At 69.1% G+C, this 20,656-nt stretch carries 20 protein-coding genes and 1 tRNA gene; 13 read left to right on the top strand and 8 right to left on the bottom strand.

Going from position 1 to position 20,656, the window contains the following annotated elements:
• The first annotated feature begins 56 nt into the window (after positions 1–56).
• Positions 57–509, top strand: coding sequence for a four helix bundle protein (locus tag Q0C41_RS00410; RefSeq protein ID WP_291980453.1), 453 nt, complete (start codon positions 57–59; stop codon positions 507–509).
• 41 nt (positions 510–550) lie between these two features.
• On the opposite strand, the gene glmS is transcribed toward Q0C41_RS00410, so the two are convergent.
• From glmS to rsmI, 3 genes are read right to left on the bottom strand one after another with little or no spacing between them, the layout of a single operon-like run.
• Positions 551–2,395 (bottom strand): glutamine--fructose-6-phosphate transaminase (isomerizing), encoded by a 1,845-nt coding sequence (glmS, locus tag Q0C41_RS00405; RefSeq protein WP_291980452.1) that lies wholly within the window; start codon positions 2,393–2,395, stop codon positions 551–553.
• A gap of 15 nt (positions 2,396–2,410) precedes the next feature.
• Positions 2,411–3,808 carry a bifunctional UDP-N-acetylglucosamine diphosphorylase/glucosamine-1-phosphate N-acetyltransferase GlmU gene (gene glmU / locus Q0C41_RS00400; protein ID WP_291980451.1) on the bottom strand — a complete coding sequence of 466 codons (1,398 nt, stop codon included), beginning with the start codon at positions 3,806–3,808 and terminating at the stop codon, positions 2,411–2,413.
• Complete coding sequence (gene rsmI, locus Q0C41_RS00395) at positions 3,805–4,641, bottom strand: 16S rRNA (cytidine(1402)-2'-O)-methyltransferase (RefSeq protein WP_291980450.1); 837 nt, start codon at positions 4,639–4,641, stop codon at positions 3,805–3,807. Before rsmI ends, glmU begins: the two co-directional genes overlap by 4 nt.
• Positions 4,642–4,747: 106 nt before the next feature.
• On the opposite strand from rsmI, the gene Q0C41_RS00390 reads away from it, so the two are divergent.
• Positions 4,748–6,409, top strand: coding sequence for a DUF885 domain-containing protein (locus Q0C41_RS00390; protein WP_291980449.1), 1,662 nt, complete (start codon positions 4,748–4,750; stop codon positions 6,407–6,409).
• 47 nt (positions 6,410–6,456) lie between these two features.
• Entirely contained in the window at positions 6,457–6,783 is a 327-nt protein-coding gene (locus Q0C41_RS00385; RefSeq protein WP_291980448.1) for an FmdB family zinc ribbon protein, read from the top strand.
• Positions 6,784–6,819: 36 nt separating this feature from the next.
• Here Q0C41_RS00385 and galU read toward each other — a convergent pair whose 3' ends face one another.
• Entirely contained in the window at positions 6,820–7,686 is an 867-nt protein-coding gene (gene galU / locus Q0C41_RS00380) for a UTP--glucose-1-phosphate uridylyltransferase GalU (protein WP_291980447.1), read from the bottom strand.
• Between the two features lie 141 nt (positions 7,687–7,827).
• Here galU and serS point away from each other — a divergent pair, with 141 nt between their 5' ends.
• From serS to Q0C41_RS00355, 5 genes are all read left to right on the top strand, one after another.
• The gene (gene serS, locus Q0C41_RS00375) at positions 7,828–9,108 is read left to right on the top strand and encodes a serine--tRNA ligase (protein ID WP_291980446.1); all 1,281 of its coding nucleotides are present in this window, start codon (positions 7,828–7,830) and stop codon (positions 9,106–9,108) included.
• 250 nt (positions 9,109–9,358) lie between these two features.
• The gene (gene adh / locus Q0C41_RS00370; protein ID WP_291980445.1) at positions 9,359–10,885 is read left to right on the top strand and encodes an aldehyde dehydrogenase; all 1,527 of its coding nucleotides are present in this window, start codon (positions 9,359–9,361) and stop codon (positions 10,883–10,885) included.
• Positions 10,885–11,256 carry a DUF779 domain-containing protein gene (locus Q0C41_RS00365; RefSeq protein ID WP_291980444.1) on the top strand — a complete coding sequence of 124 codons (372 nt, stop codon included), beginning with the start codon at positions 10,885–10,887 and terminating at the stop codon, positions 11,254–11,256. Before adh ends, Q0C41_RS00365 begins: the two co-directional genes overlap by 1 nt.
• A 58-nt stretch (positions 11,257–11,314) precedes the next feature.
• Complete coding sequence (pdxH, locus tag Q0C41_RS00360; protein WP_291980443.1) at positions 11,315–11,962, top strand: pyridoxamine 5'-phosphate oxidase; 648 nt, start codon at positions 11,315–11,317, stop codon at positions 11,960–11,962.
• Positions 11,959–12,471, top strand: coding sequence for a DinB family protein (locus Q0C41_RS00355; protein ID WP_291980442.1), 513 nt, complete (start codon positions 11,959–11,961; stop codon positions 12,469–12,471). The genes pdxH and Q0C41_RS00355 overlap by 4 nt, the downstream gene beginning before the upstream one ends.
• Here the strand turns inward: Q0C41_RS00355 and Q0C41_RS00350 are convergent.
• From Q0C41_RS00350 to Q0C41_RS00340, 3 genes are read right to left on the bottom strand one after another with little or no spacing between them, the layout of a single operon-like run.
• The gene (locus tag Q0C41_RS00350) at positions 12,468–13,292 is read right to left on the bottom strand and encodes an arginase family protein (protein ID WP_291980441.1); all 825 of its coding nucleotides are present in this window, start codon (positions 13,290–13,292) and stop codon (positions 12,468–12,470) included. The genes Q0C41_RS00355 and Q0C41_RS00350 overlap by 4 nt on opposite strands.
• The gene (locus Q0C41_RS00345; protein WP_291980440.1) at positions 13,289–13,495 is read right to left on the bottom strand and encodes a hypothetical protein; all 207 of its coding nucleotides are present in this window, start codon (positions 13,493–13,495) and stop codon (positions 13,289–13,291) included. The genes Q0C41_RS00350 and Q0C41_RS00345 overlap by 4 nt, the downstream gene beginning before the upstream one ends.
• Positions 13,496–13,518: 23 nt before the next feature.
• Positions 13,519–14,253, bottom strand: coding sequence for a GAF domain-containing protein (locus Q0C41_RS00340; protein ID WP_291980439.1), 735 nt, complete (start codon positions 14,251–14,253; stop codon positions 13,519–13,521).
• 87 nt (positions 14,254–14,340) lie between these two features.
• Here Q0C41_RS00340 and Q0C41_RS00335 point away from each other — a divergent pair.
• The 4 genes from Q0C41_RS00335 (at position 14,341) to Q0C41_RS00320 (ending at position 17,947) form a co-directional block, all read left to right on the top strand.
• Positions 14,341–14,430: transfer RNA gene (locus tag Q0C41_RS00335), tRNA-Ser, on the top strand.
• 191 nt (positions 14,431–14,621) lie between these two features.
• Complete coding sequence (gene leuC, locus Q0C41_RS00330) at positions 14,622–16,061, top strand: 3-isopropylmalate dehydratase large subunit (protein WP_291980438.1); 1,440 nt, start codon at positions 14,622–14,624, stop codon at positions 16,059–16,061.
• Positions 16,058–16,666 (top strand): 3-isopropylmalate dehydratase small subunit 2, encoded by a 609-nt coding sequence (locus Q0C41_RS00325; protein ID WP_291980437.1) that lies wholly within the window; start codon positions 16,058–16,060, stop codon positions 16,664–16,666. The genes leuC and Q0C41_RS00325 overlap by 4 nt, the downstream gene beginning before the upstream one ends.
• 6 nt (positions 16,667–16,672) lie before the next feature.
• Positions 16,673–17,947, top strand: coding sequence for a putative sensor domain DACNV-containing protein (locus tag Q0C41_RS00320; RefSeq protein WP_291980436.1), 1,275 nt, complete (start codon positions 16,673–16,675; stop codon positions 17,945–17,947).
• A 32-nt stretch (positions 17,948–17,979) separates the two neighbouring features.
• Here Q0C41_RS00320 and Q0C41_RS00315 read toward each other — a convergent pair whose 3' ends face one another.
• Positions 17,980–18,891: a LysR family transcriptional regulator gene (locus tag Q0C41_RS00315; protein ID WP_291980435.1), complete on the bottom strand. Its 912-nt coding sequence runs from the start codon at positions 18,889–18,891 to the stop codon at positions 17,980–17,982.
• A 120-nt stretch (positions 18,892–19,011) separates the two neighbouring features.
• Between Q0C41_RS00315 and Q0C41_RS00310 the strand changes: the two genes are divergently transcribed.
• A complete protein-coding gene (locus Q0C41_RS00310) occupies positions 19,012–20,211 on the top strand; it encodes a 2-isopropylmalate synthase (protein WP_291980434.1) in 1,200 nt (399 codons plus the stop codon).
• Positions 20,212–20,656: the final 445 nt, after the last annotated feature.

The raw sequence follows: 20,656 nt of genomic DNA, 5'->3' as shown, positions 1-20,656 counted from the left end.
TCGGGAGTGCACGCTTCAGCAACGCGCCAGGTTGGCCATGATCGCAGGAACTGCCATTGCGGACAGGGACCTCAGAAAGTATACGTCTGCGATGGCACGCCAGCACTGGCGCGCGACTTGCTCGAGTCGGAGCCACGCGTGTCACCTCCTTTCGCGATCTCGAGGTCTGGCGGTTGTCGATGGATCTGGCGCGGCGGGTGTACGGCGCCACGGCCTCGATGCCCTGGCCGCACCGCACGGAGCTTGGCGGCCAGATGCGCCGTGCGAGCGTCTCGACTCCCTCGAACATCGCCGAAGGATTCCGGCAAGGCTCGCTGCGGGCGTACTTGCGGCACGTGCGCATTGCGGCGGGTTCCGCCGCAGAACTCGAGACGAAAGCCGAGCTGGCCAGTGACCTCAACCTCTGGCCGGAGGTCGAAGGCACGGAGATCCGCGCCATGGCCGCTCGGACCGGTCGCATGCTCACGGGTCTGGCGCTCGCGCTCGAGGATCGCGCTGGGCGACCATGACGGCCCCACGGCCCACGGCCCAATCCCGAAGGCCCAGCTGCCTACTCCACCGTCACGCTCTTCGCCAGGTTGCGCGGCTGGTCGACGTCGCAGCCGCGACGAATGGCGACGTGGTACGCCAGCAACTGCAGCGGCACGGTCATGGTGATGGGAGACATCAGCGGATGCACGGGCGGCAGCACGAGTCTGGCATCCCGCTGCGGGTCGAGCAGCGACCACAGGTGCGGCTCGCCTTCCTCGGTGATGGCGATGACCGACCCGCCGCGTGCCTTGACCTCCTGCACGTTGCCCAGCATCTTCTCGAAGACGTGATCGCGGGGGGCGAGGGCCACCACGGGCAGCTTCTCGTCGATGAGCGCGATGGGCCCGTGCTTCATCTCCCCGGCCGGGTAGCCCTCGGCGTGGATGTACGAGATCTCCTTCAGCTTGAGCGCCCCTTCGAGGGCAATCGGGTAGTGGACGCCACGGCCGAGGAACAGGAAGTCCGAGCACTGATAGAAACGCCGCGCGATGTCCTCGACGTACGGCGCGCACGACAGCACCTGCTCGACGTGCCGCGGCAGTTCGGTGAGCGCCTGCAGCACGGGACGCACCTGATCGGCCGTCATCGCGCCGCGCGCGCGTGCCAGGCGCAGCGCGAGCAGCACGAGCGCGACCAACTGCGTGGTGAAGGCCTTGGTCGACGCCACGCCGATCTCCGGACCGGCATGCGTCTGGATGGTGCCTTCGGCCTCGCGCGTGGCCATGCTGCCGACGACATTGCAGATGGCGAGGCTGCGAGCGCCGTGCCGACGCGCCTCGCGCAGCGCCGCCAGGGTGTCGGCGGTCTCGCCCGACTGCGTGATCACCACCACGAGATCCGAGGACGAGGCGATCGGCTGCCGATAGCGATACTCGGAGCCGTAGTCCACCTCCACGGGCACGCGCGCCAACTGCTCGATCAGGAACTTCCCCACCAGCGCCGCATGCCACGAGGTCCCGCACGCGAGCAGCACGACGCGCGACAGGCCGGCCAGCGTCGCCGAATCGAGATTGATCTCCGGCAGATGGACGTCGCCCTGCTCCATCGACAGCCGTCCGACCAGCGTCTCCTTGATCGCCCACGGCTGCTCGAAGATCTCCTTGAGCATGAAGTGCTTGTACCCGGCCTTCTCGGCCATGACCGGGTCCCACGTGATGCGCTGCGCGTGGCGCGCCACGGACTGCCCCGCCGCGTCGAAGAACTGCACGCCGTCGGCCCGCAGCACGGCGACCTGCCCATCTTCGAGAAACACCACATCCCTGGTGTGGGCAAGGATGGCGGGAATGTCTGACGCGACGAAGTACTCCTGGTCGCCGAGCCCGACGACCACCGGCGGACCGTTCCTGACCGCGACGATGGTGCCGGGATCGGCGGAGGAGACGACCACGAGCGCAAACAGCCCGCGCAGACGCGTCAGGGCTCGCGTCACCGCGGCATGCAGGCCGTCGTCGCCCAGCTCCAGACCCACGAGATGCGCCACCACCTCGGTGTCGGTCTCGGTGCGGAAGGTGATGCCGCGGCCCTGCAACTCGCGCTTGAGCTCGAGGTAGTTCTCGATGATGCCGTTGTGGACGAGCACCACGCGTCCGCTCTGGTCGCGGTGGGGATGCGCGTTCTCTTCGGTCGGTCGGCCGTGGGTGGCCCAGCGGGTGTGGCCGATGCCGTAGGCGCCGGTGAGCGGGCGGTCGCGCAGGACGGCTTCGAGGTTGGACAACTTGCCGGCGCTGCGCCGGACGTCGATCCCGTCGGGGCCGACGACGGCGATGCCGGCCGAGTCGTAGCCGCGGTACTCGAGGCGACGGAGGCCGTCGAGCACGACCGGGACGACATCCTGATGGCCGACGTATCCGATGATGCCGCACATGGCGTGATCCCTTCCCTACTCTCCCGCGCGTCGTTTGCGGGCCCAGCCGTCCTTGTTCTCCTGGCGGCTTCGGGCGATGCCGAGGCCTTCGTCCGGGACGTCCTTCGTGATCGACGAGCCGGCCGCCACGAACGCGCCGCGACCGACGGTCACCGGCGCCACCAGCTGCGAGTCACTGCCGATGAAGGCGCCGTCGCCGATGACGGTCTGGTGCTTGTGCGTCCCGTCGTAGTTGCAGGTGATCACACCGGCACCGACGTTGACGTCCTCACCAATCGTGGCGTCGCCCAGATACGTCAGGTGGCTCGCCTTGGACTTGCGGCCGAGACGTGTCTTCTTCAGCTCGACGAAGTTGCCGATGCGGGCATCCTCGCCGACCACACTGCCCGGGCGGATGTGCGCGAACGGGCCGAGCTGGGCCTGGGCGTGCACGTGCGAGTCGGTGATGACGCAGTAGTTGAGCACCACGACGTGGTCCTCGAGCGTGGCGTCGACGAGGCGGCAGCCGGCGTGAATCTCGCAGGCTGCGCCGATGCGGGTGCGGCCTTCGAGGTAGACGTTGGGGTGCAGCACCGTGTCGTGGCCCACCTCGACATCCGGGCCGACGTAGGTCGTCGCCGGGTCGATGATGGTGACCCCGGCAGACATCAGTTCCTCGCACTTGGCTTGTCGCATGATGGCGCTGGCCTCGGCCAGTTCGGTCTGGCTGTTGATGCCGCGGACCTCGTGCGGCACCTTCGCGGTGATGGTGTCGATCTCGTGGCCGAGTCGTCGAAGGGCGGCCACGAACTCGCCGAGCGACCGCTCGCGCTCGACGTTGTCCCACGAAAACGCCGCCAGCCCCTCACGCAGGGCGGCGGGCGTGCAGGCGAAGACCCCGCTCGTGCACTCCCGGATGGCGCGCTGGGGCTTGGAGGCCTCCTTCTCGGAGATGAGGCCGACCACGTCCCCGCCGTCGCTGCGCAGCACCCGCATCAGGCCGTACGGCCGGTCGGCAACGGCGGCCACGACCGTGAGGACGGACGTCGCCTGGGCGCGGTGGGCCAGCAGCGCCCTCAGCGTCTCGGCCCCGAGCATGGGGACGTCCGCCGGGAACACCAGCACCGTCCCATCGTCCTGGCTGGCGAAGTCCGGGTCTTCGGCGAGGGCGGTCAGGGCATGGACCGGGCCGAGGAGCGGCGCCTTGGTCAGCACGCGAACATCACGGCCGCCGATGAGGGTCGTGACAGAATTTGCCGAATAACCTAGAATCGCGCTCGTTCGATCTGGTGCCAGGGAGGCGACCGAGCGGAAGACCCACTCGAGGAGGGGGCGACCCGCCAGGGGCAGCAGCACCTTGGGGGTGCGCGTGCCCATCCGGAGGCCTCGACCCCCGGCCAGGATGACGACGTGCAGCGAAGGGGCCTCGGTCACGACGGCTCCGCGCTCTGCTTGCGTCGTTCGAGGGCGTCGAACACATCCCGGGTGCGCACGTGGAACCGTCTGGCCACTTCGCTCATCGCCGCTCGCCGTTCGAAGGTGCCATTTTCGGTTATTCGGTCGAATTCACTGACCAGGTCAGTTTCTCCGACCTGAACGGTCGCGTCAGCGACATCAGGCACCTCGATGACACACGTGAACTCGCCCACGGGGTCCACGACCGCCCCGTGGGCGACCACCTCGGCGAGCGGCCCTCGGATCAGTTCCTCGTGCTTCTTCGTAATCTCGCGACAGACGGCGACTCGTCGCGTCGGGCCCGTCGACTCCAGCAGGACTTCGAGCGTCTGACGGATGCGATGGGGGGCTTCGAAGAAGACCACGGGATGTCGGTACGCGGCGGCTTCCTCGCACCAGCGCCGACGCGGCCCCATCTTTACAGGCGGAAACCCTAAAAACGTGAACTGGCTCGACGGCACACCGCTCATCGTCAGGGCCGCCAGCACCGCGCTGGCGCCGGGCACCGGCTCCACGGCGATGCCCTCGTCCAGGGCCGCACGAATCAGATGATCACCGGGGTCGGACAGGAGGGGCGTGCCTGCGTCGGTCACGAGCGCGACGGGCTCGCCGGCTCTGAGGCGCTCCAGCAGGGCTGGCAGGCGAGCCACCTCGTTGTGGGCGTGGAGGCTCACCATGGGCGTCTCGATTCCGGCGTGCGCGAGCAGGCGGGACGTCCGACGCGTATCCTCGGCGGCAATCACGCGCACCTCGCGCAGGACCCGCAGCGCGCGCACCGTGATGTCCTCCAGGTTGCCGATGGGGGTCGCCACGACGTACAAACGTCCAGGCGCCGGCCGGGGGAACACGGAAGGTATTGTACATTGGGAGATTGGGCCGCGCCGGCCCTTCGGCCAACCACCCTGTCCGTGCGAGCGCATGCGATCTGCTGAGACACTTCCGCACTTTGCGGCTGACTACCTGGCCTGGCGCCACGAGGTGCAACCGACTGCGGCCACCTTCGACGGCGTGCACGTCCACGACGACCTGCTCGAGGACTTCAGCCGGGCCGCGATCGATCGTCAGATCCGCGACCTGAACGGCTTCGCCCGTCGTCTGGCCTCGATGTCGTCGGACGCCATCCCGGCCGCCGACCGCGCCGATCACTCGGCGCTGATGGCCAATGCCCAGGCGCGTCTGCACGAGCTCGAGGTCATCCGCACCTGGGAACGCGACCCGCAGCTCTACGCCGACACGATCGCCACCAGCCTGGCCGCGCAGGCCATCTTCACCTATGCCCCGGCACCCGAACGGGCGCGTCGCCTGCTCTCCAAGCTGCGCCAGGTCACGGGCGTCCTCGACGCCGCCCGCACCAACGTCCGGGAACCGGCCGGCATCTTCATCAAGACCGCGGCCGAGACCCTGCGCGGCGTGGTCAGCTTCCTGAACCGCGATCTGCCCCGCGCCCTGCGCGAGGTCGACGACCTCTCCCTCCTCGCCGATCTGGACGATGCGACGACGATGGCGCGGGACGCGATCGAGCGCTATGTGCGCGACCTCGAGGAGGAGCAGGCGCCGCGGGCCAAGGCCACCTTCCGCATCGGCAAGGACAAGATCGAGCAGAAGCTGAAGCTCGAGGACGGCGTGACGCTCGACACCGACGCGCTGCTCCGCATCGCCGAGCGCGAACTCTCGGCGACGCGCGAGCGGTTCGCCGCAGTGGCCGGCAAGGTGGGCAAGGGCGCGGCCGATCAGGTGTGGGCGAAGGTGAAGGCCACGCACGTCGAGCCCGGGGGCCTGGTCACGCGGGTTCGCGAGCAGTGCGCCTCGCTGTACACCTTCCTGCGCGACTCCGGCATCGTCACCGTCCCGGACGCCGACGCGCTCGTGATCGCGCCGACGCCGCCGTTCTATCGCTGGACGTTTGCCAGCCTCTGGGCGCCCGGCCCCCTCGAGGCGCGCCCGCAGCGCTCGTTCTACTACATCACCGACGTCGATCAGAACTGGCCGCAGGAGCGTCAGGACGAGCACCTGCGCGACATGAACGACGCCGTGCTCTGGTCGATCTCGATGCACGAGGCGCTGCCCGGGCACTTCCTCCACTTCGAGCACCTGCGCAAGGTCGCCTCCCCGTGGCGCAAGGCCATGGTCGTGGCCCCGGTGTCGGTGCTCGAGGGATGGGCCCACTACGCCGAGCACGTCGTGGTGGAGCAGGGCTTCGCGAAGAAGGATCCGGTCATCGAACTCGGGCAACTGGCCGAGACGCTGGTCCGTCTCTGCCGGCTCGTCGTCGGCCTGCGCCTGCATGCCGAGGACCTGTCGGTCGAGCAGGGCGTGCGGTTCTTCCGCGAGGAGGCGATGCTCGAAGAGGGCAGTGCCCGCCGCGAGGCCGAGCGTGGCGCGTTCGACCCGGGCTACGTGATCTACGCCCTGGGCAAGCTGATGCTGCTCAAGCTGCGCAAGGACGTCGAGGCCCACCAGGGCGCCGGGTTCGACCTGCGTCGCTTCCACGACGATTTCCTCGGGCAGGGCCTGCTGCCGTTCAACGTCCTCCGCCAGCAGATGCTCGGCGAGGCCAACGACGGCGTCGTCCTGGCCTGAGTCGAGCCATCCCTGTCAACGCGATCCACGTGTGAGAGTCAGACCCGATGCCACTCTACGAGTACGAATGTGACAACTGCGGCCACCGCTTCGAGGTGATCCAGAAGTTCTCCGACAGCCCCATCACCGAGTGCCCCAAGTGCCAGGGCTCGGTGCACAAGCTGTTCTCGTCACCAGCGATCCAGTTCAAGGGGTCGGGCTGGTACATCACCGACTACGCCAAGAAGAGCGGCACGGCGGCCGGATCGAGCAAGAGCGAGGGCTCCGGCGACAAGAGCGAGAAGTCGGGCGACTCGGCCAGCGGGAGCAGCAGCTCGGGTGACGGTGGCGCCAAGGCGGACACGGCCACCAAGACGACGACCCCCTCGTCGTAGGTCGACAGGCGCGGCGGTCCAACCTGCCGCGCCTCGTCAGCGGTATCGCGCCGGATCCTCGCCGAGCAGCGTCCGCAGATATGCGCCGAGCGGCTCCCGCAGTTCGCCGCGCTGCATCGCGAAGTACATCGACGCCTTCAGGAAGCCCAGCATCGTGCCCGTGTCGTGCCGGGTGCCACGCACCTCGTACGCATAGAGGGGACGTTGGCGGAGCAGTTCCCGCAGTCCGCTGGTGAGCTGGATCTCGCCGGTGCGGTCCTCGCGCACGCCGGCCAGTACCGCGAAGATGTCGGGCGTGAGGACGTAGCGACCCATGATCGCGAGGTCGGACGGCGCCTGATCGCGCGACGGCTTCTCGACCAGGTCGGTGATGCGATGGACGCCATCGCCGAGCGGCTCGGCGCGGACGACGCCATACCGGCTGATCTGATCCAGCGGCACCCGCTCGACGGCGACCACCGGGCCCTGCACCCGATCGAAGACGTCGATGAGCTGGCGAATCGCCGGCGGGTCGGCATCGATGACGTCGTCGGCCAGCACCACGGCGAAGGGCTGGTCGCCGACGAGGTCGCGGGTGATGCAGACGGCGTGACCCAGACCGAGGGGCGGGCCCTGCCGCACGGCGCCGATCCGGGCCAGCGACGACACGTGCCGGACGGCCGCGAGCTGATCGAGCTTGCCGCGCTCCTCGAGGAAGGTCTCGAGCTCGACGTCGATGTCGAAGTGGTCGATCATCGCCGTCTTGCCGCGCGCGGTGACCATGACGATCTGGTCGATGCCGGCCGCCACGGCCTCTTCCACGGCGTACTGGATGATCGGTTTGTCGACGAGCGGCAGCATCTCCTTCGGCATCGTCTTGGTGGCCGGCAGGAACCGGGTGCCAAGGCCTGCCGCCGGAAACACGGCTGTTCTGACGCTGAGTGTCACGCAGAGCCCTTTCCCGCGCAGGAGCGCGCCTGCACGGTAGCACAGGGCCTTCCAGCCACGATGCCGCGGCACCACGCGTGCCCGTGGTCGCGCGGAATCCGTACAATGAGCGCCAGCATGCTCGACACCGCCCAACTGAGGGATGCCTTCGACGAGACCCGCCGCCGCCTCCAGACGCGAGGTCCCGGCGCCGACGCCGTGCTCGACCGCCTGCAGGACCTCGACCGCCTGCGGCGCGATCTGCTGCCACGCGTCGAAGGGCTCAAGGCGGATCGCAATCGCCTCGGCGAGCAGGTCGCCAGGGCGAAGCGGGCCGGCGAGGACGCCACCGCGCTGCTGGCGGAGAGCAAGCAGCGGGCCGACGAAATCAAGGCGCTCGATGCCCAGCTCGCCGAGTTGGAGGACGAGCGTACCCCGCTCTTGATGGCGCTGCCCAATACACCGCACGCCAGCGTGCCCGAGGGGCGCAGCGCGGACGACAACGTCGAGGTCAGGCGATGGGGCACGCCACGCACGTTCACGTTCGAGCCCAGGGCGCACTGGGACCTCGGCCCGGCGCTCGGCATCATCGACTTCGAACGCGCCGCGCGCATGTCCGGCGCCAGGTTCGCCGTGCTGATGAAGGAGGGCGCCCGCCTGTCCCGCGCCCTCATCAGCTTCATGCTCGACCTCCACACCCGCGAACACGGCTACACCGAGGTGGAGCCGCCGTACCTGGTCAACCACACCGCGCTCGAAGGCACGGGCAACCTGCCGAAGTTCGAACAGGACCTGTTCAAGATCGCGGGGGAGTGGGACCTGTTCCTGATCCCCACGGCCGAGGTGCCGCTGACCAACCTGCACCGCGAGGAAACGCTCGAGGCCGCCGACCTGCCGCGCCGCTACACCGCGTATACGCCCTGCTTCCGGAGCGAGGCGGGCAGCTACGGCGCCGACGTCCGCGGCCTCATCCGACAGCATCAGTTCGCCAAGGTGGAGCTGATGACGTTCGCGGCCCCCGACCAGTCGTTCGACGAACTCGAGCGCCTGACCGCCTGCGCCGAGAAGGTGCTGCAACTCCTCGAGCTGCCGCACCGGACGATGCTGCTGTGCACCGGGGACATGGGGTTCGCCTCGGCCAAGACGTACGACATCGAGGTGTGGCTCCCGGCCCAGGGCTCCTATCGCGAGATCTCGTCCTGCAGCAACACGGAGGCCTTCCAGGCGCGCCGGGCCGGCATCCGGTACCGCCCCGCGGGCGGCGGCAAGCTGACGCATGCGCACACGCTGAACGGATCCGGCCTCGCGGTCGGCCGCACGCTGATCGCGATCATGGAGAACTACCAGGAGGCGGATGGCAGCATCCGCATCCCCGAGGTGCTGGTGCCCTACATGGGCGGCGTGACGCGCATCGGGTAGGCGACACGGCCCAGCCGCCCGCCGGAACGGCGGCGGGGATGGGAGGGCCGGCTCGCCGAGCCGGCAGGCACCGGGTCATCTGCATGTGGTGATGCGTGGCGAGTGGATGCGCGTGGGCGCCCGCTGGATACTCGGGGGGATCCGCCTGTCCTCTCGGTCCCGAACCACCTGGCGCGCTCCACCTGGGGCGAGGTCCCTGCGGTCCGTCCGGGTCTGACCAGAACGGCATGGGCGACACCCAGGAGGCCGCATGTCCACGATCACGCCACAACAACACCCTGCGCTCGCGGCGCACCCGTACAAGGCCCGCTACGGCAACTTCATCGGCGGCCGGTGGGTCGACCCGATCAACGGGCGCTACTTCGAGAACGTCTCGCCGATCACGGGCAAGCCGCTGTGCGAGGTGCCGCGGAGCGACAAGGACGACATCGAGCTCGCGCTCGACGCGGCGCACGCGGCCCGCGCCGCCTGGGGCCGCACCAGCGTGACCGAGCGGGCGATCATCCTCAACAAGATCGCCCAGCGCATGGAGGACGCCCTCCCCCAGCTCGCCCTCGCCGAGACCTGGGACAACGGCAAGCCGATTCGCGAGACGACGGCCGCCGACCTTCCGCTCGCCATCGATCACTTCCGCTACTTCGCCGGCGTCATCCGTGCCCAGGAGGGCACGATGGGCGAGCTCGATGCCGACACGGTGTCGTACCAGTTCCTCGAACCGCTCGGCGTGGTCGGCCAGATCATCCCGTGGAACTTCCCGCTGCTGATGGCCACGTGGAAGCTGGCGCCGGCCCTCGCCGCCGGCAACTGCGTGGTGCTGAAACCGGCGGAGCAGACCCCGGCCAGCATCCTCGTCTGGGCCGAACTGGTGGCCGACCTTCTCCCGCCCGGCGTCCTCAACATCGTCAACGGCTTCGGCCTGGAAGCGGGCAAGCCCCTGGCGTCGAGCCCGCGCATCGCCAAGATCGCGTTCACCGGCGAGACCACGACGGGCCGGCTGATCATGCAGTACGCCAGCCAGAACATCATCCCGGTCACGCTCGAACTCGGCGGCAAGTCGCCGAACCTGTTCTTCGCCGACGTCCTGGCCGCAGACGACGACTTCTTCGACAAGGCGATCGAGGGCTTCGTGCTGTTCGCGTTGAACCAGGGTGAGGTCTGCACGTGTCCGAGCCGGGCCCTGATCCAGGAGTCGATCTACGACCGCTTCATGGAGCGCGCGCTGAAGCGCGTCGCCGCCATCACGCAGGGCAGTCCGCTCGATCCGACGACCATGGTCGGCGCGCAGGCGTCGAGTGAACAGCTCGAGAAGATCCTCAGCTACATCGACATCGGCAAGCAGGAGGGGGCCGAGGTACTGATCGGGGGCGCCCGCAAGGAGCAGCCCGGTGAACTCGCCGGCGGGTTCTACATGCAGCCGACGGTCTTCCGCGGCCACAACAAGATGCGGGTCTTCCAGGAGGAGATCTTCGGGCCCGTGGTCTCGGTCACCACGTTCAAGGACCATGACGACGCCCTCGCGATCGCCAACGACACGCTGTACGGGCTGGGCGCCGGGGTGTGGAGCCGCGATGCCAACACCTGCTACCGCATGGGCCGCGGCATCCAGGCGGGGCGTGTCTGGACCAACTGCTACCACGCGTACCCGGCGCACGCCGCGTTCGGCGGCTACAAGGCGTCTGGCATCGGCCGCGAGAACCACAAGATGATGCTGTCGCACTACCAGCAGACCAAGAACCTGCTCGTGAGCTACAGCCCGAAGAAACTCGGCTTCTTCTGATGACCATGCCTGTGGCCCGCGTCACCGCGACGGCCGCGGCCGAGGAGCTCGTGCGCACGCTGCAGGCCGAGCATGGTGCGCTCCTGTTCCACCAGTCCGGTGGCTGCTGCGACGGGTCCTCGCCGATGTGCTATCCGCAGTCCGACTTCATGGTGGGCGACAGTGACGTGCGCCTCGGCGACATCGCCGGGGCGCCGTTCTACATGAGCCGTGCCCAGTTCGAGTACTGGCAGCACACGCACCTCATCATCGACGTCGTCCCCGGCCGCGGCGGCATGTTCTCGCTCGAGAACGGTCGGGAGCTGCGTTTTCTGACTCGATCGCGGCTGTTCACGCCGGAGGAGGCCGCCAACCTGGCCCCTCTCTCGTAGCGATGGACTCGCCGGCCCAACACTCAGCGCCGACCTGGTGCAGGATCAGGGGGACGTCATGAGCGAGCATCCCCCCCTTCCGGACCTGCGCAAGAACTACGAACTCGGCACCCTCGAGGACCACGACGTTCACGGCGAGCCGTTGCTGCAGTTCCGCGACTGGCTGTCGGCGGCCCTGGCCGCCGGCATCCCCGAGCCCAACGCGATGACGCTCGCCACGGTCGGCGCCGATGGCCGCCCCTCGTGCCGACCGGTCCTGATCAAGGACTACGACGATCGCGGCATCGTCTTCTACACCAACTACGACAGCCGCAAGGGGCGCGAACTCGCCGCGCACCCATTCGCCGCCCTGCAGTTCCACTGGGTGGAGCAGGAGCGCGTCGTCCGCATCGAGGGCCGCGTGGAGAAGGTGTCGGCCGAGGAATCTGACGCCTACTACGTCACGCGCCCGCTGGGCAGCCGCATCGGCGCGTGGGCGTCGCCGCAGAGTCAGGTCATTGCCGGCCGCGGCACGATCGTCGCCCGCGCGGCCGAGTACGGCCTCACGCTGGGGCTGCATCCCCCGCGTCCTCCGCACTGGGGAGGCTATCGCCTCGCGCCCGATTACTGGGAGTTCTGGCAGGGCCGTGCCTCGCGCCTGCACGACCGCATCGCCTATCGCCTGCAGCCCGATGGCTCCTGGCTGCGTGAGCGCCTTGCACCATGACCTCACCCGACCTTCCCGAAGTCTGGCTGCGCGGCCCCGTCGAGGGCTACGCCGCCGAACTGCAACCCGTCGTCCATGCGCTGCTGCAGGTGCGTGAAGAGGTCGAACGGCACGCCGCCGACCTCACGCCCGAGGAACTCTGGGCGCAACCGGGTGGCGCCGGCTCCATCGGCTTCCACCTGCGACACATCGCCGGCAGCCTCGATCGTCTGCTCACGTATGCGCGCGGCGACGCCCTCACGCCGGCGCAAGTGGTGTGGCTGAAGACCGAAGCCGAGCCGGGCCTGCCTGTGGCGACGGCCGACGAGACGGTCGCGCTCGCACAGGCCGGTATCGATCGCGCGCTCGAAGAGGTGAGGGGGCTCGACATCGCAACCTGGCTGGCCGCGCGCGCCGTCGGCCGCGCGCGCCTGCCGACCACGGTCATCGGCCTCGTCTTCCACGCCGCGGAGCACGCCAGCCGTCACGCGGGACAGATCGCGACGACGCGTAAGGTCGTGCGGGGCTAGGACCGCTCGAGTCGCGCAAGGAGCGGCTCGATGGCGTCGATGAGTGGGGCCGGCGACACGGGAGTGCCGCCGTCATGCCACATGTGCTCGAACTCGGCGATCTCGAGTCCCACCACCTCGCCCTCGGCGAGAGCCTCGCACGTGGCGCGCAACTGCTCGAACGTCAGGCCGTCGTCGGCCACGTAGTCGGTGGGCACGAGGTCGGGATCGAGGACGTCGCAGTCCAGGTGCACGTAGACCGGACGTCCGTCGATGGCCTCGCGCAGCGCGTCGACGACGTTGGCGTCTGCCTTGACGACCTGCACGTGGTGGGTGTCGATCACGTGCTGTTCCGTGGGATCCACGTCGCGAGTGCCGACCAGGACGACGTGCGACAGATCGTGGCCGGTGCCCAGCCCTGCGTGCCACAGCCCGGCCGCACCCGCCAGCGCCATCCCTCCGAGATATCCACTCGGCGTCGTGAGCGGCGTGTTGAGGTCGGCGTGCGCGTCGAACCACACGACGCAGGCGCGTGGGTGGTGACGAGCGATCACGGGCAGCGTGGCGAGGGCGGCGGCGCAGCGGGTGAGTGCGGTGACGGGCCGACGTCCCGCCGCCGCGGCGGCCTCCACGGCCTCGGCCAGCAGTCGCAGCTCGCCGCGCGCGGCGTCCAGTTCGACATCCCAGTGCGTGTTCAGGATGGGCGCCGCCTCTGCCACGACGGTTGGCGCGATGCCGAAACGCGCCTCGAGGGCCTCACCGATCGCACGGGCCCCGGCGATGGCGCGCGTGTTGTGATCGCCCGCCAGGCCCTGATAGACAGTCACCGCGACGGGACTCATCGCGGCAGGGGCGTGGCACGCCCGTCGTCGTCGGGGGCAGGCGAGGCGAGGGATGTGGGCTCGAGGAACTGTCGTTCGATGGCCTCGCGCACGGCCTGCGAGATGGTGAGGCGTTCGAGGCGGATCGGGGCGCCGAGGCGCGACACGGTGTGGCGGCTCGAGACCGCAGGTGGGCGAGTGCTGGGCTGATCGGTACTGGTCACGTCGTGACGGGCCTCGTGTGGCGTCAAGCGTACCGCTCGGCCACATACCGCGCAACGCCGACTGCGGCGCGAAGAATCAGGTCCTGTCGGGACTCGGTGAAGAAGCCTGGCTCGCGCGCGTCGAGGTACAGGATGCCCTCGATGCGGGTCCCCGAGGCCAGGGGCACGGCCATCCAGCTCATGGACGCCGGGTCGACCCGGCGAGCCTGCGGCTCCGAGTACGCCCACTGCTCGACGAGGTCGCGGACGTAGGCCTCGTAGTCGCCGTCCTGGCGCTGCGCGTGGTAGGCGTCGCCGGTGCGATAGACATGACCCGCGATGCCGCAGTGCACGGGAAGGCGACGGCCGGACGTGCGGCCCCCGCGGGTGTCGCCGACATAGTCGAGCACCTGCACGAGTTCGCGATGGTCGGCGCTCGGCACGTGCACCGTCAGGCGCAGCCCGGTGCGCACCACCTCGCCGGGACGGTCGGTCTCGACCAGCAGGGCATGCAGGGTCATCAGGCAGCCCCGCAGTTCATGCAGCGACTCGCGCCCGGCCTGCTTCGTCCAGGCCACCACGGCGCGCGTGATGGTGAAGACGCAGGTCAGCACCGCGCAGCTTCCGGCAATCCACGCCGCGCCGGCGCGGCCCGACTCGGCCAGCGTCGCCACGCCGGTGGTGCCCGCCACCAGTGCCGTGAGCGCGATCAGGACGTCCCAGGTCTGGCTGGCGTGGAGGGCTCTGCGCAGCCAGCGCTCGCGGACGGGGATGGCCATGGTCGTCGGCGAGAGGACGCGCGGGCGTCGTCGAGTCTGACGATTCGGCGTGGAGACCCGAACTCGCGGTCGGCTACACTCGGGAGCGGAGGGATGGCCGAGTGGTTTAAGGCTGCGGTCTTGAAAACCGCCGTACGGGAAACTGTACCGTGGGTTCGAATCCCACTCCCTCCGCCAGCCTCGCAACGCTCGGCTGGCGTCGGTCGTGGGCTCCTGGCACGACAGGTCAGGCGACCTGTCGTCCGAATCCCACTCCTCACCCTTCATTCCTGAACTCTGAGCGGCAGCGAAGGGCGCCTGCATCCCGGTTGACATTAGCAGGGCTTATTCGGCCCCTTGCTGCGCTCGCGTGGCGTTATACTTCCGCCGTGGGACACACGCTTCTCCAAAAGGTCTGGGACCAGCATTCGGTGCGGACGCTCCCGACGGGGCAGACGCAACTCTTCATCGGACTGCACCTGGTGCACGAGGTGACGACGCCGCAGGCGTTCGATGACCTGCGTCGGCGGGGCTGGCCGGTGCGGTTTCCGGAGCGCACCTTCGCCACCGTCGATCACATCGTGCCGACCGGCAGCCTCGCGCGGCCGTTCCAGGACACGATGGCCGAGGCCATGCTCGCGGCGCTCGAGCGCAACTGCCGCGACTTCGGCGTGCCGCTCTACGACCACTCGACGGGTCGGCAGGGCATTGTCCATGTGATCGGCCCGGAACTCGGGCTCACCCAGCCGGGGATGACGATTGCGTGCGGCGACAGCCACACGTCCACGCACGGGGCCTTCGGTGCCGTCGCGTTCGGCATCGGCACCTCGCAGGTGCGCGACGTGCTCGCGAGCCAGTGCCTGGCCATGGAGCCGCTCAAGGTGCGGCGCATCCGCGTCGAGGGCGCGCTGCAGCGCGGCGTCTACGCCAAGGACGTGATCCTCAAGATCATCCAGGTGCTCGGCGTGAAGGGCGGCGTCGGCTACGCCTACGAGTACGCCGGGTCCGCCGTCGACGCGATGTCGATGGACGAGCGCATGACCATGTGCAACATGTCCATCGAGGGTGGCGCGCGCGTCGGGTACGTGAATCCTGACGAGACGACGTTCGCCTACATGGAGGGGCGTCCGTTTGCGCCCCAGGGCGAGGCCTTCGACCGTGCCAAGGGCTGGTGGCGCTCGATCGCCAGCGACGCCGACGCGCGCTACGACGACGATGTCGAGTTGCGGGCCGACACGTTGAGTCCGGTCGTCACGTGGGGGTTGCACCCCGGCCAGTCGGTGGGTGTCGACGAGCGTGTGCCGACGGTGGGGGAGGTGGCGGCCGAAGATCGGCCGCTGGTCGAGGAGGCGCTGCAGTTCATGGGCTTCGCGCCTGGCCAGGCCATCGAGGGCACGCCGATCGACGTCGCGTTCGTCGGCTCGTGCACCAACTCGCGGCTGTCCGATCTGCGCGAGGCCGCCCGCTTCGTGCGCGGGCAGAAGGTCGCCAAGTCCGTCCGCGCGATGGTCGTCCCGGGATCCCAGGCGGTGCGTGCGCAGGCCGAAGCCGAGGGCCTGCACGAAGTCTTCATCGACGCCGGCTTCGACTGGCGCGGCTCGGGGTGTTCGATGTGCCTCGGCATGAACCCGGACAAGCTGCAGGGCCGCGAGATCAGTGCCTCGTCGTCCAATCGCAACTTCAAGGGACGGCAGGGCAGCCCGACGGGCCGCACGCTGCTCATGAGCCCGGCGATGGTCGCGGCGGCGGCGGTCGCCGGCCAGGTCGTGGACATTCGCAAGTTCGAGCCGGCCGCGATCGACGCGTCGCTCGTGGGAGGTCGCGCATGAGCGCCGTCGTCCGCATCGCACGCGTCGAAGGGCGGGTGATTCCGCTGCGTGGTCTCGACATCGACACCGATCGCATCATCCCGGCGCGATTCCTGCGCGTGATCACCTTCGAGGGCCTCGAGCAGCACGTCTTCGAGGACGACATCGCCTCGCGCGCCGAGAAGGGCGACCCGCATCCCTTCGCGCAGGAACGCTACGCCGGCGCCCGCATCCTGGTGGTCAACCGCAATTTCGGCTGCGGCTCGTCGCGCGAGCATGCGCCCCAGGCGCTGCAGCGCTGGGGCATCGCGGCGGTCGTCGGCGAGTCGTTCTCCGAGATCTTCTTCGGCAACAGCATCGCCATCGGCCTGCCGTGCGTCACCGCGTCGGCCGACGACCTCGAATGGCTGCAGGCGAGGGCCGAAGCGGACCCGACCGCAACAGCCACCCTCGACCTCACGACTACCACCCTGCAGGCGGGAGACCGTCGCATCGCCATCTCGGCGCCAGCGTCGGCCATCGAGGCCTTCGTCACCGGCGCCTGGGATGCCACGGGCTTGCTGCTCGAGGACGCGGCGGCCGTCAAGGCGACGGCGGCCCGGCTGCCATACGTCAGCGGATTCTGACGCATCGTGGCGCGTGCGTATCCGCCCGAGGTCTCGGCGCGGCTGACCAGCCGCTGGAACGACGGCGGACCCTCGGTGGTCCGCCTGCCCGCCCCGCGCGCCCTGCACGAGATCATCGAGACCGCCTACCACGCCAGCTTTCTGCACGAGGAAGCGCGATCCCTGCGCTTCCGCCTGCTCGTCGCCTCCCCGGCGGCCCTGCAGGCCTGCATGCCCGCCTCCGCGCAGCTCCAGATTCTCGAGTTCGACCCCTCGCGCCGGCTCTCCGATGACGAACTGCGTCGGCTCGCCCCGGCCGCCGACTTCGAGCGCACCCTGATTGGCGTGCACGCCGAAGGGGAGGGCGCCCCGTTCATCTGGGGGCTCGCCTCGTCGGGCGTGCAGTGGCTGCGCCGGCTGCAGAGCGGGCGGCACGACGGCGACGAACCGCTGCCGGACGCCCTCGTGTTGCACGTCCTGTCGCCGGGCCAGGTGCTGATTGCGCGCGGATCCACGCCGCTGGTCGAACTGCACGCCGGCCGCCTCCGCGAGAGTGGCCATGACGTGTTCCGGTCGGTGTGGATGCCGCGGCTGTTCGCCCCCGTGCGGGCCGAGGTGATGCGTGGCGTCGACGACGCCCTCGCTGCCGCGGCGCGCCCGACGGTGAGCGATGACGTCGTGGGTGCGGTGGCGCAGCACCTCATGCGCCGCGCGCTCGGCGCCATCCGCCGCGCACGTCATGGCGGCACGTTGTTGAGCGTGCCGTCCGACGATGTGGGCGACCTCGTCGTGCCCGGCGTCACGCTGAAGTACCGCTTCGCCGACCACGACACGCGCCGCCGGTTCCGCCACCTGATTCTCTCGATCGTCGCCACCTTGCAGGACGAGGCGGCGCGTCACGGCATCGCGCACGTGGACTGGGCGTTCTACCAGCAGCGCGAGGATGCCGAGCTTCGGCGTCTCGAAGAGGCGGTCGTCGAACTCGCGCAGCTGGTGGCGTCGCTGGCCGCCGTGGACGGCGCCGTCGTCATGAACCGGCGCTTCGAGCTGCTCGGGTTCGGCGGCGAGATCACGGTGGCCGACGCCGTGCCGCAGATCCGCCGCGCGGTGGACCTCGAGGCGACCCAGACGACGCCGGAGATGGTGGACGGGGTAGGGACGCGGCACCGGTCCGTGTACCGGCTCTGCCACGCCCATCCCGGCACACTCGGGTTCGTCGTCTCCCAGGACGGCGGCATCACCGTCGTCCACGCCCGCGACGGCCAGGTGATCTGCTGGGACCAGCAGACGTTCGGGTTGTAGTTTCTGGGGCCCCTGAGCCCTGAGCCTTGAGCCTACTCGACCGGTGTGATGTCCCTGGCGACGTCCTTCTCGAACTTGCGCGCGACCTCGATGAACGCGAGGGCCGCGTGCGAGAGCTGCGCCTGTTCCGGATAGACCAGCCGCAGGTGGCGGGGCAGGCGAACCTGCGCGACCGGCACGGCCGCCAGACGACCACTCGTGATCTCGGCGATGGCGCACCGGCGGGGCAGCAGCGCCACGCCCAGGTCCATCTCCACGGCGCGCTTGATGCCATCCAGGCTCGGCAGGGCGAGAGTGATGTTGAGCTGCTCGTGACGCTGCTCGAAGAGGCGGAGCACGCGCTCGCGGGCCGGTGAGGCCTCGTTGTGCGCGATGACGTTCTGGCGGCCGAACTCGGCCATCGTCACCTGGGTCCGGCCGGCCAGCGGGTGCCCGGGCGAGGCCAGCATGACGAGCTCGTCGTCGCCGATCAGCACGGACGCCAGGCCCTTCTCGGCCGGCGGAAAGCTCAGCACGCCGACGTCGAGACTGCGCTGGAGCACTTCGACGCCGATCTGGCGGCTGGGCACGCGCCTGATGTCGACCTGCACCCGTGGGTGGGCCGCGCGAAACTGCTCGACCACCGGCAGCACGACGTGGACCGCGGCCTCGTTGGCGCCCACGAGCACGCGACCGCGCTGCAGGTCCCGCAGCTCGCGCACGGCGCTGTCGGCCTCCTCGGCCAGGCGCATCAGGCGCTGGGCGTAGTCGAGCAGCACCCGGCCGGCCTCGGTCAGCTTGCCATCCTTGGCGGCGCGGTCGAACAGACGCTCGCCGAGGTGGTCCTCCAGCCGTCGGATCGCCTGGCTCACCGCCGGCTGCGTGCGATGCAGACGCGCGGCCGCCTTCGAGAAGCTGCGCTCCGAGGCGACGGTCAGAAACACCTGTAGTTCAGCGAGATCCATGGATTCACCTGTGGCCGCCAGCGAAGCGGGGCCGCACGTCAGATTATAATTCCAGAAAGATTATAACCTTGACTAACAGGTGGCCATGCGAGGAATGTGGCATGCAGGAGACCTGTCCACATGCCGAACGATGTCCTCGTCTTCGATACGACCCTCCGGGATGGGGAGCAAGCCCCGGGCTTCTCGTTGCGCGTGCCCGAGAAGCTCTCGCTCGCCCGTCGCCTCGAGGCGCTCGGGGTGGACATCATCGAAGCCGGATTTCCGATCGCGTCGGCCGACGATGCCGAGTCGGTGCGGCGGATTGCGCAGGACGTGCAAGGCCCGATCATCGCCGCCCTCGCCCGCTGTACCGCTGCCGACATCGAATGCGCCGGCAAGGCCATCGCCCCCGCCCGCAAGGGACGCATCCACACCTTCATCGCGACCTCGGACCTGCACCTCGAGCGCAAGCTGCGCATCTCGCGCGAGCAGTGCCTCGAGACGGCCGTCAAGGCCATCACCCAGGCGCGGCAGTTCACCGATGACGTCCAGTTCTCGGCCGAGGATGCCACGCGCAGCGACATCCCGTTCCTGACGCAGGTCATCGAGGCGGTCATCGACGCCGGCGCCACGACGATCAACCTGCCGGACACCGTCGGCTACTCGACGCCCGACGAGATCCACGACTACTTCCAGACGATCATCGCCGCCGTCCGCGGCAGCGATCGCGTCGTCTTCAGCACCCACTGCCACGACGACCTCGGGCTGGCCGTCGCCAACAGCATCTCGGCGCTGCACGGCGGTGCGCGTCAGGTGGAGTGCACCATCAACGGCATCGGCGAGCGTGCCGGCAACGCCGCGCTCGAAGAGATCGTGATGATCACGAAGGTGCGCGCCGATCGCGCACCGTTCACCACGCGCATCGACCCGCGCGAACTGTTCGGCGTCAGTCAGCTGCTCACTGAGCTGACCGGCGAAGCCGTGCAGGCCAACAAGGCGATCGTCGGGCGCAATGCGTTCGCGCACGAGTCCGGCATCCACCAGGACGGGATGCTGAAGGACCGCCGGACCTACGAGATCATGTCGCCCGACAGCGTCGGCGTGCCCAAGACCACGCTGGTGCTCGGCAAGCACTCGGGCCGCCATGCCGTGGCGCAGAAGTGCGAGGCGCTCGGCTACGCCTTCAGCAAGCGTGAGCTCGATCAGGTCTATCGCCAGATGATCGCGCTGGCCGACACCCAGAAGCACGTCTCGGACGAGGACCTGGCGGCCATTGCCGCGCAGGTGAAGGCCGAGAACGCCCACGTCGCGACGCCGGTGGGCTACGGGCACGGGGTCTAGGAATTCAGGCTCCCTCCGCTGACATTCATCATTCGGAATGAAGCGCGGGGCCTGCAACGCCACGCCGCCGAGTTAAGGCTGTACACCACGCTGAATTCGGGCTCCCCAGGTCGGCACCGGCGTGGCGAATACCGCGCGTGATGCCGGCAATGTGGCTCAATCCGCAGCATTGCTCTGGCCCCGGCAGATGCGACCCTGTTCGCCCCTCCCTTCATTCTGAATTCTTGATGTCAGCGAAGCCCGCCTGAATGGCTCTTGGCTCGGCAGATCCGACCCGGTTCGCCCCGCGCTGCATTCTGAATTCTGAATGTCAGTGAAACCCGCCTGAATGGCTCTGGCCCCGGCAGATGCGACCCGGTTCGCCCCTCCCTTCATTCTGAATTCTGGTCCTTCCGGGAATGGCGTGGGCAGCTCGGGCCGGCTGCGCGGGCCACTCGGCGGGTGA

It is taken from the genome of Luteitalea sp. (genome assembly GCF_022842525.1).
In the GTDB taxonomy this organism is placed as follows: domain Bacteria; phylum Acidobacteriota; class Vicinamibacteria; order Vicinamibacterales; family Vicinamibacteraceae; genus Luteitalea.
This window is presented reverse-complemented; position numbering and strand designations above follow the sequence as displayed.